The organism is Amycolatopsis keratiniphila (genome assembly GCF_000400635.2).
Classification (GTDB): Bacteria; Actinomycetota; Actinomycetes; order Mycobacteriales; family Pseudonocardiaceae; genus Amycolatopsis; species Amycolatopsis keratiniphila.
In genome coordinates, this window is the sequence record NC_021252.1 from 7,434,300 (window position 1) to 7,457,946 (window position 23,647).

Annotated in this window: 25 protein-coding genes; 14 read left to right on the plus strand and 11 right to left on the minus strand. The window is 68.6% G+C overall.

Going from position 1 to position 23,647, the window contains the following annotated elements:
- The first annotated feature begins 5 nt into the window (after positions 1 to 5).
- From AORI_RS74210 to AORI_RS74250, 9 genes are all read left to right on the plus strand, one after another.
- Positions 6 to 554, plus strand: coding sequence for a dihydrofolate reductase family protein (locus AORI_RS74210; RefSeq protein ID WP_016336924.1), 549 nt, complete (start codon positions 6 to 8; stop codon positions 552 to 554).
- A gap of 149 nt (positions 555 to 703) precedes the next feature.
- Positions 704 to 3,001, plus strand: a complete 2,298-nt coding sequence (locus AORI_RS74215; RefSeq protein WP_016336925.1) for an ATP-binding cassette domain-containing protein — start codon at positions 704 to 706, stop codon at positions 2,999 to 3,001.
- A 129-nt stretch (positions 3,002 to 3,130) separates the two neighbouring features.
- Complete coding sequence (locus AORI_RS74220; protein WP_016336926.1) at positions 3,131 to 3,412, plus strand: DUF6235 family protein; 282 nt, start codon at positions 3,131 to 3,133, stop codon at positions 3,410 to 3,412.
- A 61-nt stretch (positions 3,413 to 3,473) separates the two neighbouring features.
- Entirely contained in the window at positions 3,474 to 4,079 is a 606-nt protein-coding gene (locus tag AORI_RS74225) for a response regulator transcription factor (protein ID WP_043849150.1), read from the plus strand.
- A gap of 290 nt (positions 4,080 to 4,369) precedes the next feature.
- Entirely contained in the window at positions 4,370 to 4,987 is a 618-nt protein-coding gene (locus tag AORI_RS74230; RefSeq protein ID WP_016336928.1) for an SRPBCC family protein, read from the plus strand.
- A gap of 480 nt (positions 4,988 to 5,467) precedes the next feature.
- Positions 5,468 to 6,028, plus strand: coding sequence for a YbaB/EbfC family nucleoid-associated protein (locus AORI_RS74235; RefSeq protein WP_043848356.1), 561 nt, complete (start codon positions 5,468 to 5,470; stop codon positions 6,026 to 6,028).
- Positions 6,022 to 6,357 carry a hypothetical protein gene (locus AORI_RS74240; RefSeq protein WP_016336931.1) on the plus strand — a complete coding sequence of 112 codons (336 nt, stop codon included), beginning with the start codon at positions 6,022 to 6,024 and terminating at the stop codon, positions 6,355 to 6,357. The genes AORI_RS74235 and AORI_RS74240 overlap by 7 nt, the downstream gene beginning before the upstream one ends.
- Entirely contained in the window at positions 6,354 to 7,613 is a 1,260-nt protein-coding gene (locus tag AORI_RS74245; protein ID WP_016336932.1) for a WXG100 family type VII secretion target, read from the plus strand. Before AORI_RS74240 ends, AORI_RS74245 begins: the two co-directional genes overlap by 4 nt.
- A gap of 60 nt (positions 7,614 to 7,673) precedes the next feature.
- Positions 7,674 to 8,051, plus strand: coding sequence for a RidA family protein (locus tag AORI_RS74250; RefSeq protein ID WP_228688239.1), 378 nt, complete (start codon positions 7,674 to 7,676; stop codon positions 8,049 to 8,051).
- A gap of 1 nt (position 8,052) precedes the next feature.
- Here AORI_RS74250 and AORI_RS74255 read toward each other — a convergent pair whose 3' ends face one another.
- Entirely contained in the window at positions 8,053 to 9,528 is a 1,476-nt protein-coding gene (locus AORI_RS74255; RefSeq protein WP_016336934.1) for a multicopper oxidase domain-containing protein, read from the minus strand.
- Positions 9,529 to 9,682: 154 nt separating this feature from the next.
- On the opposite strand from AORI_RS74255, the gene AORI_RS74260 reads away from it, so the two are divergent.
- The 3 genes from AORI_RS74260 to AORI_RS74270 are packed head-to-tail and all read left to right on the plus strand — an operon-like array spanning position 9,683 to position 12,310.
- Positions 9,683 to 10,504: a hypothetical protein gene (locus AORI_RS74260; protein ID WP_016336935.1), complete on the plus strand. Its 822-nt coding sequence runs from the start codon at positions 9,683 to 9,685 to the stop codon at positions 10,502 to 10,504.
- 16 nt (positions 10,505 to 10,520) lie between these two features.
- On the plus strand, positions 10,521 to 11,639 hold the full coding sequence (locus AORI_RS74265) for a sensor histidine kinase (RefSeq protein WP_016336936.1): 1,119 nt from the start codon (positions 10,521 to 10,523) through the stop codon (positions 11,637 to 11,639).
- Positions 11,639 to 12,310: a response regulator gene (locus AORI_RS74270; protein WP_016336937.1), complete on the plus strand. Its 672-nt coding sequence runs from the start codon at positions 11,639 to 11,641 to the stop codon at positions 12,308 to 12,310. The genes AORI_RS74265 and AORI_RS74270 overlap by 1 nt, the downstream gene beginning before the upstream one ends.
- A 1-nt stretch (position 12,311) precedes the next feature.
- Here the strand turns inward: AORI_RS74270 and AORI_RS74275 are convergent, their stop codons facing one another.
- On the minus strand, positions 12,312 to 12,875 hold the full coding sequence (locus tag AORI_RS74275; RefSeq protein ID WP_016336938.1) for a dihydrofolate reductase family protein: 564 nt from the start codon (positions 12,873 to 12,875) through the stop codon (positions 12,312 to 12,314).
- Between the two features lie 99 nt (positions 12,876 to 12,974).
- The gene (locus AORI_RS74280; protein ID WP_016336939.1) at positions 12,975 to 13,679 is read right to left on the minus strand and encodes an SDR family NAD(P)-dependent oxidoreductase; all 705 of its coding nucleotides are present in this window, start codon (positions 13,677 to 13,679) and stop codon (positions 12,975 to 12,977) included.
- A gap of 82 nt (positions 13,680 to 13,761) precedes the next feature.
- Between AORI_RS74280 and AORI_RS74285 the strand changes: the two genes are divergently transcribed.
- Entirely contained in the window at positions 13,762 to 14,379 is a 618-nt protein-coding gene (locus tag AORI_RS74285) for a TetR/AcrR family transcriptional regulator (protein WP_016336940.1), read from the plus strand.
- Positions 14,380 to 14,427: 48 nt separating this feature from the next.
- Positions 14,428 to 14,997: a hypothetical protein gene (locus AORI_RS74290; protein WP_016336941.1), complete on the plus strand. Its 570-nt coding sequence runs from the start codon at positions 14,428 to 14,430 to the stop codon at positions 14,995 to 14,997.
- A gap of 209 nt (positions 14,998 to 15,206) precedes the next feature.
- Here the strand turns inward: AORI_RS74290 and AORI_RS74295 are convergent, their stop codons facing one another.
- The 8 genes from AORI_RS74295 to AORI_RS74330 all read right to left on the minus strand — a co-directional run bounded on the left by AORI_RS74295 (position 15,207) and on the right by AORI_RS74330 (position 23,364).
- Positions 15,207 to 16,112 (minus strand): SDR family NAD(P)-dependent oxidoreductase, encoded by a 906-nt coding sequence (locus AORI_RS74295; protein WP_016336942.1) that lies wholly within the window; start codon positions 16,110 to 16,112, stop codon positions 15,207 to 15,209.
- 67 nt (positions 16,113 to 16,179) lie between these two features.
- The gene (locus AORI_RS74300; RefSeq protein WP_016336943.1) at positions 16,180 to 17,370 is read right to left on the minus strand and encodes an ATP-grasp domain-containing protein; all 1,191 of its coding nucleotides are present in this window, start codon (positions 17,368 to 17,370) and stop codon (positions 16,180 to 16,182) included.
- Positions 17,367 to 18,422, minus strand: coding sequence for a cysteine synthase family protein (locus AORI_RS74305; RefSeq protein WP_016336944.1), 1,056 nt, complete (start codon positions 18,420 to 18,422; stop codon positions 17,367 to 17,369). Before AORI_RS74305 ends, AORI_RS74300 begins: the two co-directional genes overlap by 4 nt.
- Positions 18,419 to 19,402 (minus strand): ABC transporter substrate-binding protein, encoded by a 984-nt coding sequence (locus AORI_RS74310; RefSeq protein ID WP_016336945.1) that lies wholly within the window; start codon positions 19,400 to 19,402, stop codon positions 18,419 to 18,421. Before AORI_RS74310 ends, AORI_RS74305 begins: the two co-directional genes overlap by 4 nt.
- A complete protein-coding gene (locus tag AORI_RS74315; protein WP_016336946.1) occupies positions 19,399 to 20,187 on the minus strand; it encodes an ABC transporter ATP-binding protein in 789 nt (262 codons plus the stop codon). The genes AORI_RS74310 and AORI_RS74315 overlap by 4 nt, the downstream gene beginning before the upstream one ends.
- Positions 20,187 to 21,278, minus strand: a complete 1,092-nt coding sequence (locus tag AORI_RS74320; protein WP_043848357.1) for a FecCD family ABC transporter permease — start codon at positions 21,276 to 21,278, stop codon at positions 20,187 to 20,189. The genes AORI_RS74315 and AORI_RS74320 overlap by 1 nt, the downstream gene beginning before the upstream one ends.
- Positions 21,262 to 21,999: a class I SAM-dependent methyltransferase gene (locus AORI_RS74325; RefSeq protein ID WP_016336948.1), complete on the minus strand. Its 738-nt coding sequence runs from the start codon at positions 21,997 to 21,999 to the stop codon at positions 21,262 to 21,264. The genes AORI_RS74320 and AORI_RS74325 overlap by 17 nt, the downstream gene beginning before the upstream one ends.
- A gap of 366 nt (positions 22,000 to 22,365) precedes the next feature.
- Positions 22,366 to 23,364, minus strand: a complete 999-nt coding sequence (locus AORI_RS74330) for an XRE family transcriptional regulator (RefSeq protein WP_123798631.1) — start codon at positions 23,362 to 23,364, stop codon at positions 22,366 to 22,368.
- Between the last annotated feature and the right edge of the window lie 283 nt (positions 23,365 to 23,647).

The window sequence follows — 23,647 nt, forward strand, 5'->3', positions numbered from 1 at the left end:
TCGTCATGCGTGAAATCGCCGCGGGATTGTTCATGTCCCTGGACGGGGTGGCCGAACGGCCCGACCGCTGGATGGGGCAGTACTGGTCCGACGAGATGAGCGAAGGCATCGCCGAAAGCCTCGCCGCTTCGGACGCCATTCTGATGGGCAAGGACACGTACCTCGCCTTCGAAGAGATGTGGAAGCCGCAGGGTGACAGCAATCCGATGGCGACGTTCCTCAACGGCACGCACAAATACGTCGTTTCTTCGACGTTGGACGAAGCCTCGCTGACCTGGCCGGACACGAGCCTGATCACCGGTGACATCGCCGGCGAGATCACCCGCCTGAAGGAAGGCCCCGGCAAGACGATCCGGGTGCCCGGCAGCCCGAAGCTCGTCCAATGGCTGCTCGCCGAAGGACTCCTGGACGAACTGGCGCTCAACATCATGCCGCTGGTGGCAGGCGAGGGCGCGAAACTGTTCGACGGCACGGGCAAGGAGATCCCGCTGAAGCTCACCCGCGCGAACGCGCTGAAAACCGGGGTCATCGGCGCCGTCTACACCCGCGCCTGAATTCACGGGGACCGTGAAAATTTCACTGTTCCGTCGTGACGAGATCATGGCCCGATCACACACGAATCGACTACCGGGCATTCGGCGGCGCTGCGATACTGGTGAGCAGGCGCGGTCATTGACGCGCACCGGCGAGGAAAGGAAATTCTGTGACTGCCGCAGCCCGCAAGACCAAGCAACCGGCGGGTGAGGGAATCCGCGTCACCGGCGCTCACGAGAACAACCTGAAGGACGTCTCACTCGAACTCCCGAAGAACCAGATCACGGTTTTCGTCGGGGTTTCGGGTTCCGGAAAGTCCTCCGTCGTGTTCGACACGATCGCCGTCGAGGCGCAGCGTCAGCTGAACGCCACCTTCCCCTGGTTCATCCGCAACCAGCTGCCCAAACACGAACGCCCGCACGTGGACAGCATCGAGAACCTGACCACCCCGGTGATCGTCGACCAGCGCCCGCTCGGCGGGAACGCGCGCTCGACGGTCGGCACGGTCGCCGACATCCACCCGCTGCTGCGGGTGCTGTTCTCGCGTCAGGGAAAGCCCAGTGCGGGCAATCCCTCGCTGTATTCGTTCAACGATCCCAACGGGATGTGCCCCGACTGCGAGGGCATCGGCCGCGCGCTGCGCCCGGACCCCGAGCTGATGCTCGACATGACGAAGTCGCTCGACGAGGGCGCGATCCTGGTGCCGGGCTATCCGGTCGGCAGCCCCGGCTGGCAGTTCTACGCCAACCACGATGCCATCAACCCGGCCAAGAAGCTCAACAAGTACACCGCGAAGGAGATGGACACCCTCCTGCACGGCAAGGAGGGCAAGGTCCAGCTCACCTTCAAGAACGGCAAGACGCAGACCCTGACGTTCGAGGGCCTGGTCGCGAACTTCACCCGCCGCCATCTCAAGCGTGACACCGGGTCGATGAGCGAGAAGACCCGCGCCCAGGCGGAGAAGTTCATCACCGAGGGGCCTTGCCCGGCCTGCCGCGGCGGACGGCTGAGCGAGGCGGCGCTGGCGACCAAGCTGGCGGGCAAGAACATCGCGCAGTGGTGCGAGTTGCAGATCACCGATCTGATCGAGCTGATCAAGTCCATCAAGGACAAGCAGACCGCCGCGATGGCGCAGGGCGTGCTGGCCGCGCTCGAACGCATCGAGGCGATCGGACTCGGCTATCTTTCGCTGGACCGGGCGACGACGTCGCTGTCCGGTGGTGAAGGGCAGCGGCTCAAGCTGGTCAAGCACCTGGGCAGCGACCTCACCGGGCTGACCTACATCTTCGACGAGCCCAGCGTCGGCCTGCACCCCCGCGATGTCGGACGGCTCAACGATCTGCTGCGGGCGTTGCGGGACAAGGGGAACACGATCCTCGTGGTCGAACACGACCCGGACGTCATCGAGATCGCCGATCACATCGTCGAGATCGGGCCGCGCGCGGGCGTGCACGGCGGCGAGGTCGTCTTCCAGGGGACGTACCGGCAGCTGCGCGCCGGCAAGACGTTGACCGGGGCCGGGCTGGCGCGTTCGGGTGTCGTCAAGGAGGATCCTCGGCGGGCCAAGGGGAAGCTGTCGATCAAGCGGGCTTCCCTGCACAACCTGAAGAACGTGTCGGTCGACATCCCGACCGGTGTGCTCACCGCCGTCACCGGTGTCGCGGGTTCGGGCAAGAGCTCGTTGATCTCCGGTGTCTTCCGCGAGGCGCATCCGGACGCCATCTTCGTGGACCAGACGCCGATCGCGGCATCGTCCCGCTCGACTCCGGCGACGTACCTCGGCCTGATGGACCCGGTGCGCAAGCTTTTCGCGAAGGCGAGCGGCGCGAACGCGGCGCTGTTCAGCTTCAACTCCCAAGGCGCTTGCGAGGAATGCCAGGGCCGTGGCGTGCTGATCACCGAAGTGTCCTATATGGACCCGATCACCACGCACTGCGAGAGCTGTGACGGGCGCCGCTTCAAGGACGAGGTGCTCGCGCACAAGCTGCGGGGCAAGTCGATCGCCGACGTACTGGAGCTGTCCGCGGAACAGGCGGCGGAGTACTTCACCGAGGCCCCGGTGCTGGCGAAGGTGAACGCGCTGATCGAGACCGGGCTCGGGTATCTCGGGCTGGGTCAGGCGCTGAGCACGCTGTCCGGCGGTGAACGTCAGCGGATCAAGCTGGCGGACCGGCTTTCCGGCGGCGGCAACGTCTACATCCTCGACGAGCCGACCACCGGCCTGCACATGACCGACATCGACATGCTGCTCGGTCTGCTCAACGGCATGGTCGACGCGGGCAACACGGTGGTGGTGATCGAGCACAACCTGGCGGTGATCGAACAGGCGGACTGGATCATCGACCTCGGGCCCGGCGGCGGCAAGAACGGCGGCGAGATCGTCTTCACCGGCCCGCCCGAGAAACTCCTCACCGCGGAAAGCTCACTGACCGGCGAGTACCTCAAGCGCTACCAGCAGGCCGGCTGACAGCAAGCTCTTCGCTGAAGGGGACGTCCCGCACGGGGCGTCCCCTTCAGCGCGTCCGGCGCAGGATTCGAGACGCCCCATGCCCTCGGCGGCGGCCAAGCTGGAAGCCGGTGCGGCGAGGAGGCACGGATGGCGGTGCGGCTGGTACTGACCGGCGGGCTGGAATGCCTGGATCCGATTCCGGAAAGCGAACGCGCGACGGTTTTCACCGCGTTGTTCGCCGTCTGCGACGGATCCGCCTTCCTGACCTACGGTGTTTTCAAAGTCGGCGGCGGTCCCGGCCGCTTCCTGTTGACCGTCGCGCCGGCGCTCGCGATCCGGGTGCGGATCGATTGGGGACGCTCGGAATTCGAGTTGCTCGGGCTCAGCAGGGAACCCGTCGAATGGCCGCGAGAACTGGATGTGCTCTGAGCACTGCGAATCCCGTAGGATGGCGACGGAGCCACTGAACTGGGGTGCGAGGTGCTTCGTGGTGATCAAAGTGCTGCTTGCCGAAGATATGCACATGGTTCGCGGGGCGCTCGTCGCCCTGCTGAACATGGAATCCGATATCGAAGTGGTCGCCCAAGTCGCCGCGGGTGACCAGATCCTTCCGACGGCGAAATCCGTACGGCCCGACGTCGCGATCCTCGACATAGACCTGCCGGGCAAGGACGGTTTGACCGCGGCCATGGAGATCCGCGAAAGCCTGCCAGGCTGCCATACGCTGATCCTCACCAGCCTCGGCCGCCCCGGCACGGTCCGGCGCGCGCTGGACGCGAAGGTCAACGGCTTCCTGCTCAAGGACGCGCCGTCGGACAAACTGGCCAACGCGGTGCGCTCGGTCGCGATCGGCCGCCGGGTGATCGACAGCGAATTGGCGCTCGCCGCCTGGGAAACCGACGACTGCCCGCTGACCACCCGCGAGATCGAGATCCTCCGGGTGACCGCGCGCGGGCGCACCGTCGCCGACATCGCGGCCGAACTGTTCCTGTCGCCGGGCACGGTCCGGAACTATCTGGCTGCGATCGTCACGAAGCTCAACGCCCGCAACCGGGTGCACGCGATCCGCATCGCGACCGATGCGGAATGGCTGTGACGTCTCGTTGAGGTAGCGGGCACGCGTGGGTCACCGCGTGTGAGGGGTGTGTGGAAATAGGGACGTTCAATGTCTCTATTTCCACACACCCCCTCACGCCGCCCGCGCACCGCGCCGATCCTGCGGTCCGTGAAGGGCCCCTTGAGGGACCCTGGGTCCCTCAAGGGGCCCTTCACGGACATCTGCCCGTTCGGTTAGAGGTTCTCACCTTCTCCTTGATGCTCGCCGCGGCCTCGCTATAGACTCTAACTATCGCAACAAGCGATAACAACAGGCGAAGGAGAAGCACCATGTTCGGCAAGCGTGCGGCCCTGCTCACCATCCCGCTGGCCATCGCGGCCGTCCTCGGCGTCACGGCGCCGGCCCAGGCCGCCCCCGCCCACCACACCAAACCGACTTCGCTTACCTGCCAAGGAAAAGGCATCGACCGATCGGCCAAGGTGCACTACCGGACCGAGACCTTCATCAAGGCGCCGCTGCGCAAGATCTGGAATCTGCAGACCGACGTGGAGGCCTGGCCGTCCTGGCAGAACCCGGTCATCCCCGTCACCATGAAGCGACTGGACGACGGCCCGCTGCGCAAGCATTCCCGCTTCCAGTGGACCATCCCCGTCCCGCCAGGCATGCCCTACCCGCCCGGCGACGTGACCATCGTTTCCACCGTCCGGCAACTCCAGACCGGTAAATGCATCCGCTGGACCGGACCGCTCGACGGCCCCGGCGGCATGCACATCGACGGCGTCCACGTCTGGAACTTCGTCAAGGTGCCCGGTGGCGTCATCGTCCGCACCGAGGAGAGCCACACCGGCCCTCAGGTCGACAAGGACGTGCCCGGCTCCACCGAGATGCTCGGACAGGGCCTCGAAATCTGGCTTAAGGACCTCAAGGAGGCGGCTGAACACCGGTAGCGGGGATATCCGGGCGGGGCCGGGCCCGCCGCACGACGCCACCCGGCTCGATCCGTTCCACCGTGAAACCCCCGCGCTCGAAGAAGAGTCCAGCGAATTCGTCCACCAAGAGATGTTCGGCGTACACCCGTCCGACGTCTGCGGGCAACCGTCCGATGAGGACTTCGAGCAACCACGGGCCCGATCCGCGATACCGAGGAAGCGTGTACAGCTTGCGGATCACGTGCTTACCGCCGCCGAGACCGTGCTCCTAGCTGAAGCGGCAGATCGCCATGACGTCGTCGCGATCCGCGTCCCGCACGATCGGTCCGTTTCCCGTCGCCTGTCCCGATCCGACGCCCCGGAGGCCCTTTCGGGCAGTTTCTGATCATCAGGCTTGTCCCAGTGCACGTCCGGTGGTAACGATACGGGCGATCGCACCTCGCGACCTCTCGCAATTTCCCCCGAATCGCGACCCAGCCCATCGAGCCAAGGCGACGCATGCAACCCAATTTCGACGCAGGTGAGGACTTCGCACTCCTTTTGGAGCGAGAGGCCAGGAAACTCGAGGAAAAGGCCCAAGCACTGACGGCCGCGTTCACCGCCTCGGCGTCCACGGTGACCTCCCCCGACGGCTCGGTGACGGTGACGGTCGAGGCCAACGGTTCGCTGAGCGCCATCGAGTTCGGCAACCGGGCCACCTCGCTGGGGCCCGCCCGGCTCTCCTCGCTGGTCATGCAGACGGTGCGCCAGGCGCAGCGCAAGACCGTCGAGAAGGTCACCGAGTCCTACACCGAGATCAACGGTGAAGACGAGGCCGCCCAGTTGGTCCGCACCTTCCTGCCCAAGGTCGAGGACGAGACGCCGGACAACCCGGAACAGGACAAGTGGGCGCCCGAGGCGCACAACGAGCCGCCGCGTCCTCAGGCGGGGTACCGGCCGCCGCCACCCCCGCAGGCGGGCCCGCCGCAGCCCGGCCGTCCCGTGCGGCCGCCGAACCCCCCGGCGCCGCGAACCCGGCGACCGGCCTCCCCCGACGACGATGAAATGAGCCCGTGGTGACCGGATTCGGTGTCAAGACGGAAGACCTGACCGAGTTCACCGGTCACCTCGGCAGGCTCGAGGACGCGCTGCGCAAGAGCGCCGACATGGTGGGCAGTTGCGTGGCGGATCCCGGCATCTTCGGCATTTTCGGCGGCCAGATCTACGGCGCCGGCGCGAGCATGCACTGCGGGAAGGCGCGGGACCAGCTGAACAAGTACTCGGAGAACGTGCAGGAGTTCTCGGACAGGGTGCGCGAGGCGGCGAAGCAGTACAACGCCAACGAGCAGGAGACCGAGAGGCTGATCACCGAAGCCGGCAAGGGGATCGACGAGGTGAAGGTCAAGTGAGCGACGAGTACCACCGCAACGATTTCGGGAACAACACCGGCACCAAGGCCAGCGACTTCAAGGACGAGAAGAACAGCTTCCTCGCGGGCAGCGGCGACACCACGGGCGCGGGCTTCTTCGATTCCGCGTTCTCGCTGAAGAAGGCCGTCGACGAAGGGGACAGCCTCAGCATCGGACTGGCCTCGGCTGGGATGGCGATCGAGATCCTCGGCATGGTCGCCGATCCGATCGGATCGCTGCTCACCGCCGGCATCGGCTGGCTGATCGAGCACATCGTCATCTTCCGCTGGCCGTTGGACTTCCTGCTGGGAGACCCGAAGGGCATCGAGGCGGCCAAGACCGCGATCTACAAAGAGGGCGCGGAGGTGCGGGAGTGGGCGAAGGACCACGCCGCCGCCACCGCCAAGTTCACGGAGAAGTGGACGGGCGAGGCCGCCGACACCTTCCGCGCCGACATGGAAGGCGTCGCCGCCCAGATCGAGGCGCTCGCCGGATACATCGAATTCGCGGGCAAGCAGATGGGGATCGCCGGTGCCGTCATCGGCGCGGTCCGCGGCATCGTCCGCGACATCATCGCCATGACGCTGGCGGGCATCCTCAAGGCGGCGATCGTCGCGGTGGCGCTGGCGCCGGTCACCTTCGGCGGTTCGATCATCGCGGCGATCACCTCCATCATGAGCACGGTCGCGGTGGCGATCGCCAAGATCGCCAAGCAGATCGCCGACGTCGCCAAGAAGCTCGCCGAGATGCTCAAGATCCTGGCGAAGACCCGCGGCGCGGCCGACGACGTCGTCAAGCTGACCCTCGGCGGCGGCAAGATCACCCTGCCCAAGCCGAAGCCCGGTGGCGGGACACCGATGCCCGGTGGCAAGAAGCCGATCGAAGGCCCGCCCCCGAAGCCGGGCGACAGCACTCCGGACGCGACGCCCGACGCTCCGAAGCCCAAACCGGAGAAGCTCAGCGACATACCCCCGAGGGTGGTGCGCGAGAAGCTGGCGAAGGAGCTGGAGGGGCATCCCGACGCCAAGAAGATCTTGGAAAGGTACGACTACTGGAACAGCTTCCCGATCGGCGACCTGAAAACGAGGTTCCCGAAGGCGGCGGACGCGCTCGACAAGCTCGAGAAGGGGCTCAAAATCCTCAGCGACCCGACCTACGGTGCGTCGGGCATGGCGGGGAAGACCATCGTCGAGTTGACGAAGGCCATCCCGCCCGCCACGAAAGAGACACCGCCTGAGGACAAGGAAGAGCAGTAAGGGGCAGGCGGCCCTGTACCGGTGTTCCGGGGCAGGGCCGCATGTGCTTTCGTTCGGGTCATGACTGAACGGGTGAACATCTCCTCCGGTGGCGACTACGAGACCGTGTTCGGCTACAGCCGGGCGGTGCGCGTCGGCGAGCACATCCACGTTTCCGGGACCACGGCGCGTGAACCCGCCCGCTCGGGTGACGCGTACGAGCAGGCCGTGGCCGTGCTTTCGATCATCGAGACCGCGCTGCGGGACGCCGGGTCGAGCCTGGTCGCGGTGGTCCGCACGGTCACCTACGTCACCGACATCAAGGACGCCGACCTGGTGGCACGGGCGCACCGGGAAGCCTTCGGTGACGTGCTGCCCGCGGCCACCATGGTCGAGGTCTCGGCGTTGCTCGACCCGAAGATGAAGGTCGAGATCGAGGCCTACGCCATCGAGAAGTAGCTCAACCGCCGCCGTGGTCGTGGCCCGGCATCGGAAGCAGCCGTGACACGCGGTCTTCGGTGCCGGGGGCGACGATGACGAACTGGCCCATCATCCCTTTGTCCTCGTGGCGCAGGATGTGGCAGTGGTACATGTAGGGCGCCGCCGGATCCGCGTGGCGCCCGAATTCGACGGCGAGTCTCACTGTGGCCTGCTTCGGCACGTAGACGGTGTCCTTCGGGCCGCGCAGATAGGCGGGCGGCGGCGCACCGTTGATCTCGAGAACACGGAACGCGACTTCGTGGATGTGGAAGTTGTGCGTGTAGGTCGTGTTGTGGATCTCCCAGATCTCACGCGCGCCCGCCGCGACGACCTCGTCGATCCGCGTCATGTCCATGTCCTTGCCGTTGATCTCCGAACCGGTCAGCGTCATGCGCCGGACCCGGGCTCCGGGCGGCGCCTCGGGCAAGGCGGCCGAGGAGAGCCGCGCGGGCAACGGTGACACGTCCCGTCGCGGACCCGCCGCGATGATCTTGAGCAGATCGAAGTCGCCCTCCTCGATGTCCGTCGCCGCGTCGGTGCGCTCGCCGACGCTTCGGAGGACCACCTGCTCCCCGGCAGCGAAGGAGGCGACGATCTCCAGCCGTTCGCCGGGGCTGAGCACCGCCCGCCGGACGGCCGCCGGTCCGGGCAGGAGACCGCCGTCGGTGCCGATCACGTGGAACTCGCGGCCGTCGGCGAATTCGAGGAAGTAGATCCGGGCGTTCGACGCGTTCAGCACCCGGAACCGGATCCGGCCGGCGGGCACCTCGACGAACGGATCGAACGTGCCGTTGACCAGGATCGTGTCGCCGATCAACCCGAAGGTGCCGTCGAAGTCCTCCACGAGCTGTCCGTCCGAGTCGAGCCGCTTGTCCTGGAGGATCAGGGGGATGTCGTCCACGCCGTAGTCCGACGGCAGACCGGCAGCGTCCGCCTCGGGGTCGACGATCTGGATCATCCCCGCCAGGCCGCGATAGACATGGCGGGCGGTCTGTTCGTGCGGATGCGGGTGGTACCAGCCGGTGGCGGCGGGCTGGTCGATCGTCCACTCCGGACGCCAGGTCGCCTCCGGAGCGACCGTCTGATGTGGACCGCCGTCCATCCGCGCCGGCAGGCGCATCCCGTGCCAGTGCAGGGTGGTCGGCTCGCCGATCCGGTTGGTGACGGCCATCGCCACCCGGTCGCCGCGGCGCATGCGGAGCGTCGGTCCGAGATGGTCGCCGTTGATCCCCCACGTGCTCGCCCGCAGGCCCGGGATCAGTTCGGTGCTTCCCGTGCGGAGGGTGAGCTCGAACCGGCGGGTACCGGAGGCGTCCAGGTCCGGCGACAGCAGCGGCGGTATCCGCAGGCGATTGGCGAACGCTCCGGGCCGATGAGCGGTCCCCGACGAACAGCCCGCGACGACGGTACCGGCGGCCACGAGGGCGCCGAGCTTCAAGAAGGAACGTCGGTCCATGCCGCGATGATCTCGGCGAGCGGGCGCCCGGCGCGTCGGCCGGGAACGGTACTCCGGGAGATCCGACCGGCGCGGTACGTCATCCCGGTGCGGTAGCCCCGTTGCCCGTCGAGGGCGGACGCGCGGCGGGGCGGGCTCGGCCAGAGTCGCCACCATGAGAAAACTCCTCACGACGGCGATCGCCGTCACCGCTTTCCTGACCGGTTCGCCCGCGCTGGCCGAGCCGGGCGGACTCGATCTCACCGTCACCCCAGCGGGTTTCACCGCCCCGTCGGCCGTCCGTGCGGGCGCCCTCACCCTGGCGGTGCGGTCGGAAGACCCGGCGGGCGCGTGGGTGGGCCTGGTGCGGCTGCGCCCGGGAGTCGCGCTCGAAACCTATGCGCGGCACCTGAAACAGGCGATGTCCGACGACCCCGCCGACGCGATGGCGGGTGGCAGGGCCGTCACCGCCGACGCGGAGATGTTCGGCGGCGTCGCCGTGGGCGCCGTCCCGGCGGCGGCCGAGATCGCCGTGTCCCCGGGTGACTACCACCTGGTGGATTTCCGTGACGTCGCCGAGCCGGACTTCGTCTCGCGGATCCGGCCGCTGCGGATCGGCCCGGGGACGTCGCCGAAAGCGACCAACGCGACGGCGGCGATCATCGCGACCGACAACGGATTCCTCGCGCCGCGTTCCCTCACGTCCGGCGCGCCGGTGTTCGTGCTCAACGCGTCCGGCCAGTTCACCGAAGCCATGCTGCTGCCGGTGCGGCCGGGGACCGCGCTCGCCGACCTCGACGCCTTCTTCGCCCGCACCGGGCCGAGCCCGTTCACCGGACGGCCGACGGGGGTCGTGCCGCTGTCGCCATGGCGTTCGGCGATACTCACCACGGCGCTCCCTCCCGGCGAGTACGCGCTGGTCACCTGGGTGCGCGACCTGCGAACCGGGGAACCGCTGGCGCTGCGCGGCGCACGTGCCCTGGTGCGCGTTGCCTGACATCACAGAGGTCCTGATGAGCGTGAGACGACCCACGGCGGCCGAGACCGCGACCGGGATCGGCGCCGCGGCGCTCGTGGCCGTCTCGGCGGTGACGCGGATCGGGCCGAGCGGACCGGAAGGAACGCTCGGCCCGGCCGGTGCCGTCCTGCTCGTCCTGCTGGCCGCGCTGATCAGCGCACGCCGGATCTTCCCGTTCGGGGTGCTGGTGGCCGTCAACGCGGTCGTCGCGGCGTGGTTCGTCCTCGACTGCCCCGGCAGGCTGATCACGGTGGCGGCGCTGATCGCCTGCTACACCGTCGCGGCCGAACGCGGCTGGCGGCTCGGCGCGGCGGCCTGGGCGGTCACCGCCGCGGTGTCCACCGTCGTGGTGCACGGAACCCTTGGCGTGGCGTGGTTCGACGACCGGGCGGTGAACGCGCTTTCGCTGGAACTGGCCGCGGTGGCGCTCGGTTCCGCGGTCCACTACCACCGCGCGTACGCCAAGGGCGCGCGGGAAGAGGCACTGCGGCTCCGGTTGCGGGAAACCGAACAGCGGCTGGAGATCGCCCGCGAACTGCACGACGTGGTCGGCCACACCATGGTGACGATCAGCGTGCAGGCGGGCGTCGCGACCCATGTGCTGGCACGGAACCCCGATCAGGGCGCCGCGGCACTGCGCACCATCAAGACGATCAGCGACGAGGGGCTGGCCGAAGTCCAAGCGTTGCTCGGCATGCTTCGTATCGACGGGACCGCGGCCGACCGCGGCGGCCTCGCCCGGCTGGACACCCTGCTGGACGTGACGAGGGCGACCGGCGTCCAAGTGGAACTGGTGGTGCGGGGCGAACGCCGCTCCTTGCCGCCGAGGGTGGACCTGGCCGCGTTCCGGACCGTCCAGGAAGCGCTGACCAACGCGCGGCGGCACGCGCGGCCGACGTCGATCCGGGTCTCGCTGCTCTATGGTGACGACGTGCTGGAGATCGGGGTTCGCAACGACGGAGCGGGCGAAAGCGCCCCGTCTCCGGCTGGTGGCAACGGGATCGCCGGACTGCGCTCGCGGGCCGAGGCTTTGGGCGGAACCCTGCACGCGACGCGGACCGGGGACACGTTCGAAGTCACGGCCACGCTCCCCACGCCGGCGGTGGACCGCTGATGCCGGTCCGAGTGCTCATCGCCGACGACCAGTCCCTGGTCCGGGCGGGTTTCCGCGTGCTGGTGGAATCCGAGGACGACATGGAGGTCGTCGGCGAGGCCGGAGACGGGGCCACCGCGGCCGCTCTCGCCGAGCGGCTCCGCCCCGACGTGGTCCTGATGGACGTGCAGATGCCCGGCACCGACGGGATCGAGGGCATCCGGCGCATCACCGCGAACCCGGAGCTGTCGGCGGTGCGCGTCCTCATCCTCACCACTTTCGACACCGAGGAGTACGCGGTCGCGGGCATCACCGCGGGCGCGAGCGGCTTCCTGCTCAAGAACACCGCGCCCGCCCAGCTTCTGCACGGCATCCGGGTGGTGGCGGGCGGTGAGGAGCTGCTGGCCCCCGGGCTGACCCGCAGGCTGATCGCGCGGCTCGTCACCCCCGCGCGGGCGACGGTGGACGACACGGTGTTCGCCGAACTCACCGCGCGGGAACGGGAAGTCGTCGCGCTGGTCGCCGAAGGGCTGAGCAACGCGGAGATCACCGCCCGGTTGTTCATCAGCATGGCGACGACCAAGACCCACGTCAGCCGCGCGCTGGGCAAACTCGGCGCGCGCGACCGGGCTCAGCTGGTCGCCATGGCCTATCAACACGGCCTGGTCAGCCCACCCGAGCCCGGCCGGTGAACTAGACCCGGTAGGTCACATGGACCGCGCCCCTCCCCTCGGCCGCGCTCACCTGGACAAGGGACGCGGGACTCACGCCCTCGAACAAGCGGGTGCCGCCGCCGACCATCTCCGGCACGTGGTGCAGCCGCAATTCGTCGACGTGGCCACCGGCGAGCGCCTGCTGGACGACCGAAGCCCCGCCCGCGATCACGACGTCACGCCCGGCCGCCGTTTCGTGTGCCCGCCGGAGCGCCTCCTCGACCCCGGCGACGAACGAGAACCGGGTCGGTCCCTTCACCAGATCGGGTCCCGGCCGATGAGTGACGACGTACACCGGCATCCCCCACGTCCCGTCCTCTCCCCACAACCCGATGCCGACGTCGAACAGCGTCCTGCCGATGACGAACGCGCCGGTGTTCTCGAACATCACCCGGGCCGCCGCCTTGTCGACGTCGTCCGGATCCTCCATGCTCCACGCGGTGAGCCGCTGTCCCGCGGTCCCGAACGGCGCGTCCACACCGACGCCTTCGCCCGCCACGTATCCGTCCAGCGACTGGCTGATGTCGACGATCGTCTTCCCCACCGGGGCCTCCCTTGTCCGTTTCCCCGATTGTGGGCACGGGGGCGGGCGCACACATCCGTCCACAGTGGTACATCCGGCCGTACCCCGTGGGGATGACGGTCACCTCCCGAAAGACCCGACCAGTGCTTCGGGAGCTTCGCGCGTCGAGTAGAGCTTCCAGAAGGCATCGGCGAAGACGTCCGGGTGGATCACCTCGGGCTCGAAGTCCATCGGGCTCGCCGTGAGTGCCCGGTGCGGCACGCTGCCCTCGATGAGCGCGCCGACGTTGACGGCCCCGGCGTAGATCCCCTTCTCCGCGAGCACCGCGTTCAGGTTGTGGAAATAGTTCCGCAGCGCTGCCTGCGCCATCCCGACGTTGCCGAGGAACGGCGCCGGGTACAGCCCGGATTGCCCGGCGGTGAACAGGATCGCGCCCTCGCCGCGCTCGGTCATGTCCGGCAGGACGGCCCGCACGAGTGCCACCGCGGAGACCAGGAACCGGTCGAGGATGAGCCGGAGGTTCTCCGGAGCCACGTCGAGCACCGGCACGATGCCCTCGCCCATGGTCCCGCCGCCGGGGTTGAACGCGACCGCGTCGATCCGGCCGATGGCGGTAACGGCGGACGCGATCTGGGCCGGCTCGTAGACGTCGGCGACGAAGCCGCTCGCTTCGATGCCGTCGCGATCAAGTGCGGCGACGAGCGCGTCGAGGTTGTCGGTGGTGCGCGCGACGAGGGCGATCCGGAAGCCCTCTCGGCCGAACCGGCGGGCTAGCGAAAGTCCCAGCACCGGTCCGGCGCCGAAGATCGCGAGTGTCTTGGTCATATGTCCTCCAGAGTTAAGTTGAGGTCTTCCTCAACTTATACCCGTAACTTGAGGATGCCTTCAACTTGGTTACGATGCCGTCATGACCAAACCCCTGCGGAAGGACGCCCGGCGCAACCGCGACCTGCTGATCGAGGCGGCCCGGGGGCTCTACGCCGAGCGCGGCCTCGACGTCCCGCTCGAAGAGATCGCCAAGACCGCGGGCGTCAGCATCGGCACGCTGTACAACCACTTCCCGCAGCGGGCGGATCTGGTGAACGCCGTGTTCGCCGACCGGACCGAGACCGTCGCGAAACTGGCCGAACACGCGCTTTCCCTCGACGACGCCTGGATCGGCTTGACGTCGTTCGTCGAACGGGTCTGCGAACTGCAGGCCGCCGACCGCGGCTACAACGAACTGGCCTCGACGCGGCCGCCGCAGGCCGAAGACCTCGAACGCGGCTACGCACTCATGACCCGGATCGTCGAACGCGCCAAGGAGAGCGGCGCCCTGCGCGACGATTTCACCCTTGAGGACATGGCCTTCGCGACCTGGGGCATCGCGCGCACCGTGGAAGCGACCGCGACCGTCCGCCCGGAGGTCTGGCGACGCCACCTCGCGCTGCTGTTCGACGGGATGCGGGCGCCCGCCGCGAACCCGCTACCGGAGCCCCCGCTGCGGCCCGCCGAACTGGCCAGGATCATGGGCGGCTGCGGCTGAGGGCAACCCTCCACCCCTCCGGCGCGTGTACACCCCGGAGGGGAACCTATGAAGACGAAACCATTGCTCATCGCCCTGACCCTGTTCGTGACGACGGCCTGTTCCGGAGAGCCACCGGCGGCTCCCGCGACGACCACCGTCACCCCGCCGTCCTCGGCGCCCGCCGGGCCGGACGCCAAGACCGTCGCCTGGCTCGACGGAGTCTGCGGCGCGGTGTACGGCTACATGAAGGCTTCCAACGACTACGCGAGCAAGCAACGATCGGGAACCGAAGTGACCCGCGGTGCGCTGAAGGAAGAACTCGGGGTCCGCGCGGGATTCGCGGGCAAGGTCGTCGACGACCTGGCCGCGCTGCCCCCGTCGCCGATTCCCGGCGGCGACGCGGTGAAGAAGTCCCTTGTGGACCAATACGCCGCCGCGAGGGACGCGGCGGCCGCGGGCAAGCAGCGGTTGGAGAAGTCCGGGAACGAAGCCGCCATGGACGCGGCCATCAAGGCGATGGACGCCACCCAGAAACCGATCACGGAAACCCCCGACCTCATGCCCGCGCTCAAAATCGAGACGCCGGAGCTGATGGCCGCCGCCGCGGAGGCCAAGAAATGCGCGGCCCCCGCTTAAGGAGCTCGGGGCCGTCTGTGATCGCATGTCGCGAAAGCCACTTTCGGGACATCACACGTCTCGAAAGTGGCTTTCGCGACACATCTCCGGACCCATGTGACTCACCAAGCCGCGTCCGCGCACGTTGCGAAAGCCTCCTTCCCTACCTTCAGAGTAGGGAAGGAGGCCTTCACCACCGCCTGGGTCGGCCTCCCGTGCTCCCGGCCCACTCAGGCAGGCGGGGTGAAGCCGGGCGGCATCACCATCGGCCGCCCGGCATTCAACCCACCGTCGACGAGAACCGAAGTCCCGGTCAGGTAGCCGAAATCCGACGACGCCAGAGCAAGAACGGCCGAAGCGATCTCGCCCGCCTCGCCCATCCGCGGCAGGCCATGGACGTTCAACGGCCCCCAAGCCTTCTTGAACTGTGCCCACAAATCGTCCGGAATACCCGGCGGCCGCACCAGCCGAGTGTCGGTCGTTCCCGGATCGATCGACAGCACCCGGATGCCCTTCGCCCCGTAGTCCAGCGCCGCCGCGCGCACGAGACCCTGCACGGCGCGTTTGCTCGACGTGTAGGCGGCGTGCCCCGGCCTGGTCTGGTCGGCCTGCGCCGAAGCGGTGCAGACGATCACCCCGCCGCCCGCCTTCAGCAGATGCGGCACCTCGTACTTGATCGAGAGGAACACGCCCCGCGCGTTGGTGCGCTGCACGTCCTCCCATTCGTCGACGGAGATCTCGTGCAGCGGCTTGCCGAGATGGATGCCTGCGTTGTTGAACGCGATGTCGAGCCCGCCGTACCGGCGGGCGACGCCGTCCACGAAGGCCTGCACCTGTTCGGGGACCCGGACGTCCGCCCGGAAATAGGTCGCCTCCCCGCCCGCGCGGCGGATCTCCCGTTCGACCCCGCGGCCGAGTTCTTCCCGCCTGCCACAGAAACCGACCTTGGCCCCGGACGCGGCGAAGGCGATGGCCGCCGCACGGCCGATCCCCGACGTCGCCCCGGTGACGATCACGACCTTGCCCGCGAACCGCCGCCGGTCTTCCCCCGCCGTGGCCGTGTTCGCCGCCAGCATCGCGACCCCGGCCGCCGCCGCGCCCCCGAGCACCGCGCGCCTGCCCACTGCTTCGCCCACAGTTCCCTCCAGATGGATAGTCACACTTTCCAAAACAGAAAGTAGGACTATCCGTCTGAGAGACCTCTCAAGAATCGAGCTCCGGCGTGATCCCGCCCGCCGCGGCGAGCGCGCGATGCAGCGCCAGTTCCGCCGTCGGCCCTTCGGCGAGGACGATCCCGGTGCACGAACGCTGATCGGTGAGATGCCGGATCTCGTCGCCGGGGCTCACCGTCGGGTACCACTCCGGCGCGCCGGGCAGGCCGGGCAGCCTGTCGAGCCCCGACCAGCCCTTCAGCACGCCTTCCGCGGCCGGGTACGCCAGGACGAACCCGATCCCCGGCCCTCCCCCGATCTTCTGGGTGAGCAGGGCGGGTTCCTCGCCCAGCGCCATGGCGATCATCGCGGAGTAGACGTTGGTGCCCAACGACCGGCACAACGCCTCGCCGAGCATCGCCCCGCCGATCCGGATGTTGATCTCGACGACCTCCGGACCGTCGGCGGTGAGCACGAATTCGGTGTGCGCGAAGCCCTGCTCGTGTCCGGCGGCCTTGAGCACGCGGCCGATCCAGTCGGCGAGCCCGGCGTACTCGGCTTCGGGGAAGGCCACCGGGAACGCCGCGGCTTCCTCCCGCCGGACGGGTTCCGGCGACAGCTGACGGGAGAGGATCCCGAGCAGCCGTGTCCTTCCCTGCCAGGTCACGGTTTCCGCGCTGTAGAGCGGTCCGGCGAAATACGGTTCGGCGATCAGATGCCCCTTGAGCGGCGTTTCCTTCGCCTCCAGCCTCGCCCGGTCGAGTTCCGCCTGATCGCGGACGAGCCACACCCCACGTGACGACGTTCCCGAAGAGTCCTTGACCACCAAAGGAAATCCGAGCTCCTCGGCGACCATCACGGGCACCGGCCTGCCGCGGGTGAGCCCGTGTTCGTACAGCAGATCACGTACCGCGCCCTTGTCCCGCAGCACCCGGACGGCGGCCGCGTCCGGACCGGGCAGGCCGAGCCGGGCGGTGAGTTCCGCGCCCGGCAGCGCCCAGGTGTCCGTCGAGTTGATGATCCCGGCGAGGTCCGGGATGGCGCGCAGGGCGGCTTCGCAGGCCTCGATGTCGGTGGTGTCGATGTCGACGACCTCGACCCTGTCCGGTCCGAGCGTGCCGAGTTCGTAGCGGTAGATGTCGCGGTTTCCGGTGAACAGCACCAGTTTCCGCCCGGCCTCCGCCGCCGCGTCGGCCAGCCTGCCCAGGCCGAAGGTGAGTGCTTCCAACAGGACGACGGTCACGACGCCCGCTCCTTCCGGTACAACGGCAGCGAGGGTTTCCCGAAGCGGCGGCGCCGCCAGTCCATCGTGGCCCACGGCAGGGCGAGGTCGTCCAGCGACGCGATCTCACGCGGCGCGAGTGAGGCCGGGTCGACCGCCTCCCGATGCCGGGAGAAGACCCTTGCCGTGTAACGGTGCCCGGTGTCGGCGCCGATCACCACATGCGTCCGGTCCGGATTCCGCGCCGCCTCCCAGCCCGCGACGAGATACGCGGCGCCGGTGGACAACCCGGCGAACACGGCGTGCTCACGCATCAGGCCGACGGTCGCGGCCATGGCGTGCACGAAATCCAGCCAGTGGATCCGGTCGTACAGCTCGTGGTCGACGTTGTCGAACGGGATGGCCGAGCCGATGCCGGCGATGATCGCGTCCGGATCGGTGAACCGCTCGCTGCCGAAGGTGACACTGCCGAAGGGCTGGACCCCGGTCAGCCGGACGTCCGGATCGCGTTCGCGCAACGAGCGGGCGATCCCGCCGGTCGACGCGCCGGTGCCCACGCTGCCGACGACGGTGATCGGCCCGGACGGCAGGGCGCGGGCGACGAGGTCGGCGACCTCGGCATAACCCAGGTAGTGCACGGGATCGTGGTACTGGCGCATCCAGTGCATGTCCGGATGCCGGTCCAGGAGTTCGCGCACGCGCGCGACCCGGCGCCGCTGGTCGAGGCGGAGGTCGTCCGACGGCGGCATCTGATCCACCGTCGCGCCGAGGATCTCCAGCTGCGAACGCATCGTGAGGTCGACGGTGGTGGACGCGACGATATGGCAGCGCAGGCCGTAGCGGTGGCAGGCCATCGCCAGCGCGAGCGCGTAGATCCCGCTGGAGCTGTCGATCAGCGTCTGTCCCTTTCGGACAGTTCCGTCGGCGAGCAGCGACCGCACGGCGCCGAGCGCGGCGTAGACCTTCAGCGTTTCGAAGCGGATCAGCACGACGTTCGGTTCGAGCCGGATCAGCGACGGCGTCTTGATCGCGTCGGTGACGTGTTCGTGGACCAGCGCGGACATCGCGGTCACCGGCCGATCGAGCGCAGGTACGCGGCCAGCGATTCGGCGCCCGCCGCGTTGCGCGGTCCGCTCACGAGATCACCGTAGGAGATGACGTGGAACCGGTTGTTGCGCACGGCGGGCGTGTTCTTCAGCTGTGGCGACGATTTCACGAACGCGATCTTGTCCTGCGCGGGCCGGTCGGCGTAGTCCACCACGGCGATCACCTCGGGCTCGGCCTTCACCACCGCTTCCCAGCCGACACTGCCCCAGCCGTCCTGCAACTCGCGGAAGACGTTCGTGCCGCCCGCGGCCTCGATGATGTCGTTGGGAGCGGCGTGTTTTCCGGCGGTGAAGGGCTGATCGGTGCCGGAATCGTAGACGAACACCTTGGCGGGCGGTGATTTCGGCGCTCCGGCGCGGACCTTGTCGAAGCGTCCCTTGAGTTCCGCGACCAGTTCGTCGGCCCGCTGGCGGACGCCGAAGATGTCACCGAGGTTGCGCAAGTCGGTGTAGAGCGCTTCGAGCGGCGTCACCTCCGACTTCGCGGTGGGGTACTCCCAGCAGGTCTCGGTGTGCAGGTAGCTGCGGATGCCCACCTGCTCCAGCAGTTTCGGCGTGATGCCGCGTTCCTCGCTGAATCCGGAGTTCCAGCCCGCGATCACCCAATCCGCCTTGGCGTTCACCAGGATCTCGCGGGTGACCCGCGAGGTGCCGAGCCGTTCGACCTTGGCGTAATCGTCCTTCCACGGCGATCCGGCGATCGACGGGTCGCCGAGCGAATTCATCACGTAGCCGCGCATCCGGCCGGCGAGCCCGAGCGCGAACAGCTTCTCGGCACCGGAAACGTCGTACGCCACCGGACGTTGCGGCGCCGGGAAGGTGACCTGCGCGCCGCAGTTGGTCACCGTGGCCTCTGCCTGCGCGGCCGGACCTGCCTCGACCTGGGCACCGCAGGCGCTCAGGAGCAGTGCCGCGGCGAAGAGCGCGGTCACCCTGGACGGCTTCATCGTGAGATCCCCTCGGTTTCGTCGGCGGGAAGGTCGTAGAGCAGTTGGAGCGCACCGGTCACGGGATGGGTCACCTGAGTGACCTCGACGCCGAACACGGCGTGGACCGTTTCCGGCGTGAGCACCTCCGCCGGCGTGCCGCAGGCGGCAAGCGATCCGGCGCGCAGCAACGCGATCCGGTGGCAGACGGCGGCGGCGAGGTTGAGATCGTGCAGTGCGACGAGCACGGTGAGCCCGCAGTCACGCAGGAATTTCAGCAGTTCCACCTGATGGCGGACGTCGAGATGGTTGGTCGGCTCGTCGAGGACCAGTACCTCCGGTTCCTGCACGAGCGCCCTCGCCACCAGCACCCGCTGCCGTTCGCCGCCCGAAAGCGTCAGCACACTGCGCTGCGCGAGATGGGTGATGTCCATCCGCCGCAACGCTTCCCGGCACAGCGCGCGTTCACGGGCCGAAAGCCGGAGGTTGCCGCGCTGATGCGGCGACCGGCCGAGCGCGACGACCTCTTCGACGGTGAAGTCGAGATCCGCCCGGCTGTCCTGGGTGAGCGCGGCGATCCGGCGGGCGGTGTCGCGCAGGCCCTGCTCCGCGATGTCGGTCCCGTCGAGCAGGACGGCGCCGCCGGACGGGGCCAGCGCGCGGTAGACACAACGCAACGCGGTCGACTTGCCGCTGCCGTTGGGGCCGAGGAGGCCGACGACCTCACCCAAGCCGACGTCCAAACGCAGCTCACGGAGCAACGTCGTCCCGGCCACCTCGACGGAAAGTTCGCGCAGCGACAGCATCAGCGGCCTCCGAACGCGTAGCCGCGGCGCCGCATCACGACGAGGAACACCGGAACGCCGATCAGCGCGGTGATCACGCCGAGCGGCAGTTCCTCGGGCGCGACGAGCGTGCGGGCCAGCAGATCGACCCACACCAGGAAGACCGCGCCCACCAGCGGTGCGAGCGCCAGCACCCGGCGATGCCCCGAACCGGCGATCATCCGCACCACATGCGGCAGGACCAGCCCGACGAACCCGATCGAACCGCTGACCGCCACGAGCAACCCGGTGACGACCGCGGTGAGCAGGAAGAGCCAGCGGCGCAAGGCGGCGGCGTCGGTACCGAGGCTCATCGCGGTCTCGTCGCCCATGGACAGGACGTCGAGCGCGGTGCCGTACCGCAGCAGGACCACGACCGCGACGGCCACGCCGAGCGCCGCCAGCGGCAGAGACGCCCACGTCGCGGAGCCGAGGCTGCCGAGCAGCCAGAACAGCACGGTCTGCGCGGCCTGGCCGTTCGGCGAGAGGTACACGAGCACGCTCATCACCGCCTGGAAGGCATACGTGAGCGCGACCCCGGTGAGCACGAGACGCAACGGCGTCAGGCCGAATCTGCTGCGGGCGGCCAGATACACCAGCGCGGTCGCGCCGAGCGCGCCGAGGAACGCGGCCGTCGACAGCGCCAGCACGCCGAGCCCGGCGAACAGGCCGAACACCACGACGGCCGCGGCGCCGACCGAGGCGCCGGAGGAGATCCCCAGTACGAACGGGTCGGCGAGGGCGTTGCGGACCAGCGCCTGCACGGCCACCCCGACCACCGCGAGCCCCGCGCCGACCACGGCCGCCAGCAGCACCCGCGGCGCGCGGACCTGCCAGACGATCGAGTACCCGGTGACCTCGTCGCCGCTGATGGTGCCGCCGGTGATCGCCTTTCCCAGGTAGCGCAGGACATCCGCGAGCGCGACGTTCGACGGGCCGAGCGCGATGCCCGCGATCAGCGAGAGCGCCAGCGCGGCCGAAAGCAGGAGCACCGGACCGGTGAGCCGGAGTGGCCGCGAGGTTTCGTCGTCCGGTTCCGCGAAGAGGCGGAGCGGCTCAGGCACGTTCACCACGCACGATCAGGCGGCGCGCGTGGTTGTCGTACGGCGAGCCGTCGAAGTCGCCGAAGCATTCGACGCCGGTGAAGCCCGCCGTCTCGAACAGCGCCTTCAGTTCCGCGGCGCTGTAGAGAAAGGAGACGATCGACGCTTTCTTCGCCTCTCCGCCGCGAACCAGGGTCCACTCGGTTTCGAGGCGGGTCCAGTCGTCGAGGATGGAGTCGCGCATGAACACCGTCCCGCCGTCGACGTCGACCGCCTTCGGCCTGCCGACCCAGCCGGCCAGCACCTCCTTGCCGAGCACGTCGATCAGGAGCCTGCCGCCGGGCGCGAGGCTGGCGTGGGCGTTGCGCAGCACCGTGAGGTTGTCGCCGGGGTCGGTGAAGTAGCCGAACGACGTGTACATGTTGATGATCAGGTCGTACGCGCCGGGCTCGGTGTATTCGAGCATGTCGGCCTGGATCAGCTTCGCGGCGACGCCCGCGTTTTCGCAGGCCTCGCGGGCGCGTTCGAGCATCGCCGGGCTGAGGTCGACGCCGGTCACGTCGGCGCCCCTCTTGGCCAGCGGCACGACGTGGATCGCCGGACCGCACGCCAGGTCGAGCACTCTCGCGCCGTCGGCGACTTCCAGCAGCGGCGACGTGGCCGTCAGGCGTTCGGCCTCCTCGGCCCGGCTGGGCGGGAACATCACGTCCGCGAAGCCGACCCACAGGTCGTCGTCCTCGTACCAGTGCATCTCTCTCCGCTCGCCGGGCCGCACGATTCAGCCCCACAAGTCGTCGAAAGGTCGTCTTCGGTTCCCGGCTTCGCCAAATCCTCGTGAGTGAGAAAGACGGTTAGAACCTGTCGCGTGCGGGGGCCGGTAGTGGGCTGAAGGCTCCCTTCGCCGAGTCCGATGCGACGAAAGGAGCCTTCGACCTAGCCGGAAGCGGGCTTCCCGTGACCGGTCGGACGTCACGTGTGATCCGACGGACGACACACGTGACCAGATGGACGACACATCCGCGGTCAAGCTCCGCCGCGAGTCGTCCGTCCAGACACGCGAGTCGTCCGTCCATACACGCGTGTCGTCCGCCGGATCACGCGAGACCGCACCAGGCACTCACGGAGGCGGAATCAACTCGATGAGAAACGTCTGGTCCGGCGCCCCGGAACAGCGTTCCCGCACGACCTCGGTACCCGCCACCGTGTCCAGATCGCGCAGGCCGAGGCACTGGCTGGTGCCGGCGGGCCGGATGACGAACCGACCCGGTTCCGCCGGACCGGCCGAGCCGATGGTGAACAGCTGGTCCATACCATCGTCGTCGCAGTCGTCGCGGGGTTCGAGCAGGTCGTGTCCCAGCCCTTCGTTCACGACCGTGACACAGCCGACCCCGGTCTCCGGATGATGCCACTGGATCTGCACGGCGTTCTCTTCTCCGACGGGGTCGAGGAACAGATGCGGCGACGCGTCACCGCCACAGGTCTGCTGGGCGACGATCTTGCCGGGGTAGAGACGGGTCCGGTCCGTCCCTTCGGCCAGGCAGAACTCGGGTGAGCGCGCGGGCCGGATCCGCACCCAGCTGCCCACCTCCCGCACGTCCAGCCCGGGTACCACGACCGCGGTCTCCTTCGGCTTGGAGGACGCCCCGAAGGAGCGCGTCAGATAGCCCAAGGTCCCGACGAGGACGACGCTCATGAACGCGGCCACGATCATCGGCGCCCGCCAGCGCCGGCGGCGGGGTGCCGCTTCGGGTTCCGGCGGCGCGACGGCTTCCACTTTCGTCTCGTCGGCCGGCCGCGGCGAAGCCCCCATCGCGATCCGTGTCCGGGAGTCGAGCCACCGCCGTACTTCTTCGTCGTTCAACCCGCACGCGCGCGTGAACGTCTCCACGAACGACTCGCGCGGCAGTGTGGTGCGGCCGAGGGTGGTCGCGACCGTGCTCGCCGGAAGTGTTCCCCCGAGTTCTTTAGCCCGTCCGGCCAGCTGCCGATAAGTCAATCCGGACCACGTTCTCAATACACGCAGTGCCGCCGTGAACTCAGCCGGTGAAGCCGTGGAGTCCGGTGGGTGAACCGTCGTCGGCGACTCCCCGTCGCCGTCCCCCTCTTCAACGATCATCGCTCTAGATTGACTGAGGCGATCTGAGCCGCGATACCGCCATTCAGCGGCGCCGGAATCTGCTGTTCGGGCCACTCGAACGATTTCGAACAAGGCCGAACTACCCGAAGGTTGCCCCTGCGCTGGTCAGGAAGTCAGGCTGGCCTCAGCCGGCCCACAAGCCGGTCACGACTGGGGAGGCCCGGAAATGCCGGGCCGGAGAAAATGAGCAAACCAGAGGAATCCGTACGACCATCGTCAAGGGCGACGGTGAACCCGGCGGAAACACCTGGTTCATCTCGGA